The organism is Mesorhizobium sp. M0437, assembly GCF_040321335.1.
Lineage (GTDB): Bacteria > Pseudomonadota > Alphaproteobacteria > Rhizobiales > Rhizobiaceae > Mesorhizobium.
In genome coordinates this window covers 1-3839 of the sequence record NZ_JAMYRK010000149.1, presented here as the reverse complement: position 1 = coordinate 3839, position 3839 = coordinate 1, and the positions used below count along the sequence as shown (strand labels likewise).

The following is a 3839-nucleotide window of genomic DNA, read 5'->3' as shown; positions in this document are numbered from 1 at the left end:
ATGCCGCGCCAGGGCGACAGGGCGAGGCCTTAGACGCCTTCAAAAGACGCCCAGTAGGCCAATCAGGTTAAGCACACCCTTCATGCAAAGCCCTCACAAGGGGAGAAGGGGGAGGCTGCGCTTGAACGTCAGTCGTTGCGCCTGAAATTGCGGATGCGGTCGAACAGCACGGCGAGCAGGATGGCGCCGCCGATGAACACGCCTTGCCAGAAGGCATTGATGCCGAGCAGGCCGAGGCTGTTGCGGATGACCTCGATCAGCGCCGCACCGACGACCGCGCCGAAGGCTGTGCCCATGCCGCCGGCCAGGTTGGCGCCGCCGATGACGGTGGCGGCGATCACCTGAAGCTCCATGCCGTTGCCGAGATTGGTGGTGACCGCGCCCAGCCAGCCGGTCTGGATGATGCCGGCAAGGCCAGCCGCCAATGCCGAGATCATGTAGACGACGACCTTGATCTGGCGCACCGGAACGCCGGTCAGCGTTGCCGCATGCTCGTTGCCGCCGATGGCGAAGATGTGCCGGCCGAATTTCGTCCAGCGCAACACAAAGCCGGTGATCAACGCCAGCACGATCATGTAGAGCACCGGATTGGCGATGCCGAACACCCAGGCGCCGCCGCCCAGCGCCAGCAGCTTGTCGTGATCCGGCCCGAACTGGAAGACGACGGTGTTGTTGGAGGCGACCATGGCTAGGCTGCGCGCAATCGACAGCATGCCGAGCGTCACCACGAAAGGCGGAAAGCCGAGATAGGCGATCAGAACCCCGTTGAAGGCGCCGATGATCAGCGCTGTGGCAATCGCAGCGGCAATGCCGATCTCGATGCCGTAGCCGGCATGCATGGTCACGGCCAGCACCATCGAGCACAGGCAAAGCACCGAGCCGACCGACAGGTCGATACCGCCGGTGATGATGACGAAGGTCATGCCGAGCGCCACGATGGCGACGAAGGTGATGTTGCGGGTGATGTTGTAGAGGTTCTTGGTCGTGGCAAAGGAATCCGTGGCCACCGACAGGAACAGGCAGGCGAGGATGACCGCGATCACCACCCAGAAGGTCTGGCTGGCAAACACCTTGCTCAGCAAGGTGTGCTGCTTGTGCGCGATCGTCTGATCAAGGGTGACTGCCATTATCGACCTTTTTTACTCATGGTTGAGGCGTCAATCATACCTGTTCGATGGCGCCGGTGATGAGCCCGGTGACTTCTTCCGGCGAACTCGATGCGATCGTCTTGTCGGCGACCTTGCGGCCGCGCCGCATGACGATGACGCGGTCGGCGACGTCAAAGACGTCGGGCATGCGGTGGCTGATCAGCACGACGGCGATGCCCTGGTCGCGCAAATGGCGGATCAGGTTCAGCACCTCGGCGACCTGGCGCACCGAGATCGCCGCCGTCGGCTCGTCCATCAGCACGATCTTGGCCTGCGAAAGCATGGTGCGGGCGATCGCCACCGCCTGCCGCTGGCCGCCTGACATTTGCTTGACCAGGTCGCGCGGGCGCGTTTCGGATTTCAGCTCGGCGAAGATCTGGCCGGCACGCTTGTACATCGCGGCATAGTCGAGGATGCGAAGCGGCCCGAGGCCGCGGCGCAATTCACGGCCGAGATAGACGTTGGCGGCGGCCGTCAGATTGTTGCACAGTGCCAGGTCCTGATGGACGATTTCGATGCCGTGCTGGCGCGCCTCGACCGGCTTGTGCAGGATCAGCTCCTTGCCGTCCATCTGCATCGTGCCATGGCTCGGCGGGAAATTGCCGGCGATCATCTTGACCAGCGTCGACTTGCCGGCGCCGTTGTCGCCCATCAGGCCGACAACCTGTCCGGCCTCGATCGACAACGAAACGTCGTTGACCGCCTGGATGGCGCCAAAATGCTTCGAGATGTTGGTGAGTTCGAGAACCGCCACCAGCCTTCTTGCCTCCCCGTGCTTTGCGGCCTGCGGTTTTGCCGCGGCCATTCGCTCTCCCCAGTTCCTCCCGGAAGCAGCGATTTTGCCCATTTACGCATAAGCCTCCTTGGCGTCAACCACGGCTTCTTTCGAAAAATCAGTTTTGTAGGACAAATAGCATTGACGTCGGTGACAAGGCGATATTAGCTAAGTGTCGGAGGAGCTTGCGCCCAGCCACCGGGTTGCCGGAAGGAATCGGTGAGGGTTTGTCGGTCAGGGATCTGGTAACCAGCGATATCTGTCGGTGCCGGTCTGAGACTGAATATGAAAATGCTTATCGACCTGGCTTGGCGACACGAGTGCGACGTCCTCTGTCATCTTGCTCCGGGTCGATCTGTGTGTGGCGGGCACGCCGTGTCCGTTTGTTTCAAAGGGAGGACTGACATGAGGAAATCACTATTGCTCGCTGCCGCCGCCGTCATGGCGCTGGGTGCCGGGCCGGCCATGGCCAAGAAACAGCTCGTCATCGTCGTGAAGGGTCTCGACAATCCATTCTTCGAGGCCATCCACCAGGGTTGCGAGAAATGGAACAAGGAAAACGCCAGCTCGGAATATGAGTGCTTCTACACCGGACCGGCGTCGACCTCGGATGAGGCCGGTGAAGCCCAGATCGTCCAGGACATGCTGAGCAAGCCCGACACGGTGGCGATGGCGATTTCGCCGTCGAACGCGCCGCTGATCGCGCAGACGATCAAAAGCGCCAATCCGTCGATCCCGATCATGACCCTCGACGCCGACCTCAGCAAGGAAGATGCGGCGCTGCGCAAGACCTATCTCGGCACCGACAATTACCTGATGGGTCACAAGATCGGCGAATACATCAAGAAGGCCAAGCCGAATGGCGGCAAGATCTGCACCATCGAAGGCAATCCGGCGGCCGACAACATCCTGCGCCGCGCGCAGGGCATGCGTGACGCGCTTTCGGGCAAAGACGGCCTCGCGGCGCTGGCAGGGGAAGGCGGCTGGACGGAAGTTGCCGGCTGCCCGGTATTCACCAATGACGACGGCGCCAAGGGCGTGCAGGCGATGACCGACATCCTCGCCGCCAATCCCGATCTCGATGCCTTCGGCATCATGGGCGGCTGGCCGCTGTTCGGCGCTCCGCAGCCCTACCGCGACCTGTTCAAGCCGATGGCCGACAAGATCGCCAGCAACGCCTTCGTCATCGGCGCCGCCGACACGATCGGCGACGAGGTGGCGATTGCCCGTGACGGACTGGTGACCGCGCTGGTTGGCCAGCGGCCGTTCGAGATGGGCTACAAGGCGCCCTCGGTGATGATCGACCTGGTCGACGGCAAGCCGGTCGCCGATCCGGTGTTCACCGGTCTCGACGAATGCACCAAGGACACCGTCGACACCTGCATCCAGAAGTAGGTTCGCAGTTTCGGGGCGCCCGTCGGGCGCCCCGTTACGCATCGTCCATACAAACGCACGAGGCGACGCTGCTTTGGAGCGTAGGCCGCTGCTTTGTCGTGCCCTGAATTCAGGCTTTCGACAAGCAGCTGCCGGGGAATACGAATGCCGGACGCGACATCAAAAAAGCAACCCGCCAAATTGAAGGCAGAGCCTGGGCGGCCGGCCGTCGTTCGGCGCGCCGACGCCGCACACTTTCCCGGCTCGAGCGTGCATGCCTCGCTCGCCAACGAAATCGGGCTGAGGATCGTGCGCGGCGACTATCCGCCGGGAACCATCCTGCCCAACGAAGCCAAATGGTCGGAGACCTTCGACGTCAGCCGCTCGGCGGTGCGCGAGGCGATCAAGATGCTGATGGCCAAGAGCCTTTTGGCGTCACGCCCGAAGATCGGCAGCTGGGTCGAGCCGAAGGAACGCTGGAACCTGCTCGATCGCGACGTGCTGGCCTGGTACGCGACCTCGCCGGACCGCGAGGTGTTCCT

Annotated in this window: 4 protein-coding genes; 2 read left to right on the top strand and 2 right to left on the bottom strand. The window is 62.6% G+C overall.

What is annotated here, in order from left to right; genetic code table 11:
- Window positions 1–128: 128 nt before the first annotated feature.
- Together NKI72_RS34260 and NKI72_RS34255 are read right to left on the bottom strand one after the other, a co-directional pair.
- Window positions 129–1127: an ABC transporter permease gene (locus NKI72_RS34260; protein WP_352774456.1), complete on the bottom strand. Its 999-nt coding sequence runs from the start codon at window positions 1125–1127 to the stop codon at window positions 129–131.
- A gap of 34 nt (window positions 1128–1161) precedes the next feature.
- Window positions 1162–1902 carry an ATP-binding cassette domain-containing protein gene (locus NKI72_RS34255; protein ID WP_023675804.1) on the bottom strand — a complete coding sequence of 247 codons (741 nt, stop codon included), beginning with the start codon at window positions 1900–1902 and terminating at the stop codon, window positions 1162–1164.
- A 426-nt stretch (window positions 1903–2328) separates the two neighbouring features.
- Here NKI72_RS34255 and NKI72_RS34250 point away from each other — a divergent pair, with 426 nt between their 5' ends.
- Complete coding sequence (locus NKI72_RS34250) at window positions 2329–3318, top strand: sugar-binding protein (protein WP_023675805.1); 990 nt, start codon at window positions 2329–2331, stop codon at window positions 3316–3318.
- Window positions 3319–3462: 144 nt separating this feature from the next.
- Window positions 3463–3839: FadR/GntR family transcriptional regulator (locus NKI72_RS34245; protein ID WP_352852145.1), on the top strand; the 377-nt coding region annotated here is incomplete at its 3' end.

Bases quoted from the DNA above. Each gene is read 5' to 3' on its own strand.
- NKI72_RS34260 (WP_352774456.1), bottom strand. From the start codon at position 1,127: ATGGCAGTCACCCTTGATCAGACGATCGCGCACAAGCAGCACACCTTG.
- NKI72_RS34250 (WP_023675805.1), top strand. From the start codon at position 2,329: ATGAGGAAATCACTATTGCTCGCTGCCGCCGCCGTCATGGCGCTGGGT.